Source organism: Peterkaempfera griseoplana, assembly GCF_001418575.1.
In the GTDB taxonomy this organism is placed as follows: Bacteria; Actinomycetota; Actinomycetes; order Streptomycetales; family Streptomycetaceae; genus Peterkaempfera; species Peterkaempfera griseoplana.
In genome coordinates, this window is the sequence record NZ_LIQR01000625.1 from 1 (window position 1) to 3,282 (window position 3,282).

Genomic DNA, 3,282 nt, shown 5'->3' on the forward strand with positions numbered 1-3,282 from the left:
GGCGAGGATCTCGTAGTTCGGAGTGCCGAGGTTCAGGCCCGCGGACTTCCACGCGTTGAAGATGTTGGACACGGTGATGGTGCCGCCCGTGCGCTTCGCCTGGCGGACCGCCCAGTACTGGTAGAACGTCGCGGTGCCCTGGATGGACGGCTGGTTGACGCGCTGCGTCCGGTACAGGTCGTACGTGCTGCCGTCGCTGTTGACCGAGCCCAGCCTGGTGGCGCCGGAGCTGGGGTTGTAGCTCCCGTAGTTCTCGACGATGTAGTACTCGATGAGCGGGTTGGTGGTCCAGCCGTACAGCGACAGGTAGCAGTTGCCGTTGCAGTTCCACGAGCCCGAGTAGGTCACCGGGTTGGTGTTACCCGGGTTCCAGCCCTTCCCGGCGACGAAGTTGGCGACGTTGTTCCACTGGGTACTGTACTGGCCGCCGGCGCCCATGGTCATGGAGGCCTGGCCGCTGTTCTGGCTCCAGAAGGAGTAGAAGTACCCGTTGTTGGTGCCGGTCTGGTTGGAGTTGACCGTCGTGTCCGCGTGCGCAGTGACCGGTATCAGCAGCAGAGCCGCGACCAACGCGAGGATCCACCTGAGGCGACCGCGGACACGGAATCTCGAGCGGGTGAAGGCAGTGTTCATGTATGCGCTTCCTCCTGGTGCGGGTTGGGGTGGACGCCGGGTCGCTGATGCAACCCGACGGGCTTCAAGTGGTCTGGGCCGGGCAGCCGTCGTGACGGCCGGCCACCTGACGGAAGGGTGGCCCCGGCGGCCAGGGCGCGGTCGTCCGGGTCGATGCCGCTCCCGGGCCTCGGGCCCGTCGGCCGCTGCGGCATCCGGATCGGCGATCGACGACGGCTGAGGTCCGTGACGGCGACATCAGCCGGTTCCAGCGGTGGTCGGGGGCTTGCGACGGCGGAAGTACCGGCCCACCGCCGTCAGGCCGCGAACGGTCAGGGAAGTGCCGCGGCCGACGGGACGGCAGAGGGCCACGGGGAGGTGTGTGCCGCCCTGTCCTCCGGCCTGCCCCGGCCGGCTGAGACCTCGATGCGCGGTCGTACCCGGGCTGCAAGTCGGGTCGGTGATACCCGACAAACCGGTGATGGCGGCCATGGGCAGCACATCGACCGTGCCGGGGTGACGAAAGTGCGGGTACGCGTGCTTTTCACGATCACTGCGACCGCTCCCTTCCGGCCTCCGGGCTCACGCGCCCGGCGGTGCCGGAAGGGGATGGGTGTGGCCGTAAGGAGTCGCCTCCGTTACGGGGATGTTTCGATCACTGGAGAGTATGCCCAGCCCCTGATGGACGGTCAATGAGTTGCGTTTCCGAAAGTTCATCGAAATTCACCGGTGATCAACCAAACAGGGTCTCGAAAGATTTCGATTCTTCTCACCGATCAAGCCCCTGGCGCGTCGAAGTGTCGAACAGGCCTCCTTGCCGTCACCCCAACCCGACAGAGGGGACATGGGGCCGCTCGCAATCTCTGCGAAAGTTTCGAGACGGTACGCGCACATGCCGGACCTTGTGCGGACGGGAGCGCGCTGCGGCGGAACAGCCCTCGCGCCCGCGGCGGCGTCGCCGCGGACCCAGTCGCCCGGCTTCGGCTCGGCAGCCGGCCGCGGGGCCGCCGACAGCCGGGGTCGAGCGCCCGTACGCCCCGGGTCCACGACGGCACGGCAGCGGCGCAGAACAGCAGCAGTGGAGGGAGTCAACAAGAACCTCGAGCTGAGGGAGTCACGCCGACGGCCGCGCTCCCCCACGCCGCACGCCCACCCGCCCGTGGTCCCTCACGCTCTCGGCCGCTCCGCCGGGTGCGACGGCCGAACGGGGACGTCCCGCAGCAGGCAGACCGTACGTCAGCCCCGGCCCGCCGGCCGCCCGCAATGCCCGGCCACCCCGCAGACCCCCGTCGTGAAGAGAGAGGGCGAGGTCCGGCGCCCCGGATCAGCGCGACGGACCGCTCAGGCCCCGCCCGGGGCCCGCTTCCGGCGGCAGAAGCCCGGCCTGCCCGTGCCGACGGCCCTCCGGACCATCACCCTCCTGCACCGCCCCGACCATCTCGTACGAGGCCTCCATCGCAGCCGGGCTCACCGGGTAGTACTCCCCCAGGACGCCTCGGACCACCCAGTGCCCGACCGGGCAGTCCACCCAGCAGCCCTCCTCCCTGGCCCACACCTGCGCCACCTGGCGGCGGACCGCGAAGGTCGGTTCGCCACCGGGCCCGTCTCCGGCGAACGTGCAGAGCTGGTCCGCGTTGTCGCCGGTCCAGCGGATGGCCTCGATCTCTATCGGCCGTTTGCGGAAGTAGGGCATCGGACTCCTCGGGACGGACTCCCTGCCGCGCTCGACTCGGCGACGGCCGGGAGGGCGGGTGGACGGGCCGGTGGACGGGGTGGTCGACAGGGCGGTCAGTGGGTCGGCGGGTTGAGGCCGTAGCGCCGGACGACGTCGTCGAGCCAGTCGGGGTGCCCGTAGGTCAGCCCGTACTTCTCGGCCAGTTCACCGAAGGCGCCCCGGTCGGTCACGCTCGACGCCATCAGCTCGCCGAGTTCGCGGAAGTAGTGCTCGAATCCGCCGGGGATGATCACCTCGATCATCCGGCCGGGCACGCGACCGGCGTTCCACATGGCGTGCATCTGGCCGCGCGGCTTGACGATGTACCCGCCGGGGCCCAGGACGGTCTCGGCGTCGTCGGAGCGGAAGCCGATCTCGCCCTCGAGGACGACGGAGTACTCGTCCTCCCTGGTGTGCAGGTGCGGGGCGGTGATCACACCGACGTCGAACGGGTGCTCCACCATGGACACCGCGCCACCCGTGGTGTCACTCCAGAGTTTGAAGTCCGCTCCGAAGCCGGGGATGTGCACGCTCTGGCCCTCTCCGGGCCGGACGATGGTGAGCGGTGGCACGCCGATGTGGTCCATGGTCCCCGTTCCTCTCGCGGGCCGCGTCGGCCCGGCCGTGCGGCCGCACGCCGACGGCCCTGACTTCCCATGGATGGACAGATACCTCCGCGCTCCAGGGGGTCAAACCACGGCCGGACGGGCTGCGGGAGGCTCCCGGCCCTCCCTCGCGGCGGCTGGACGCCTCCGCCCCGGGCTGTCACCACCACCGCCCCTGGCGGCCCCCCGCTCGGGGGCGCACCACCCGGCTTGCACCCCGGCGTGAGCGCACCGCCGCCGCGCGCTGTCTCGCAAGCCCGGCGCGCACCGCCCGTTCGGCTGCGCGGGTCCGGACGCGGCCGCTCACCGACGCCTCCGTACCCCGGCGTGGGAGGCGTCGGTGAGCGGCCG

The 3,282-nt window shown here is 70.6% G+C and carries 3 protein-coding genes; all 3 read right to left on the minus strand.

Going from position 1 to position 3,282, the window contains the following annotated elements:
- The coding region (locus AOK09_RS34325) for a glycoside hydrolase family 11 protein (RefSeq protein ID WP_407675458.1) at positions 1 to 570 on the minus strand (570 nt) is incomplete at its 3' end.
- Positions 571 to 1,936: 1,366 nt separating this feature from the next.
- Positions 1,937 to 2,305, minus strand: coding sequence for a hypothetical protein (locus tag AOK09_RS40595; protein WP_055591126.1), 369 nt, complete (start codon positions 2,303 to 2,305; stop codon positions 1,937 to 1,939).
- Positions 2,306 to 2,400: 95 nt separating this feature from the next.
- Positions 2,401 to 2,913, minus strand: a complete 513-nt coding sequence (locus tag AOK09_RS34335; RefSeq protein ID WP_055591127.1) for a cupin domain-containing protein — start codon at positions 2,911 to 2,913, stop codon at positions 2,401 to 2,403.
- Positions 2,914 to 3,282: the final 369 nt, after the last annotated feature.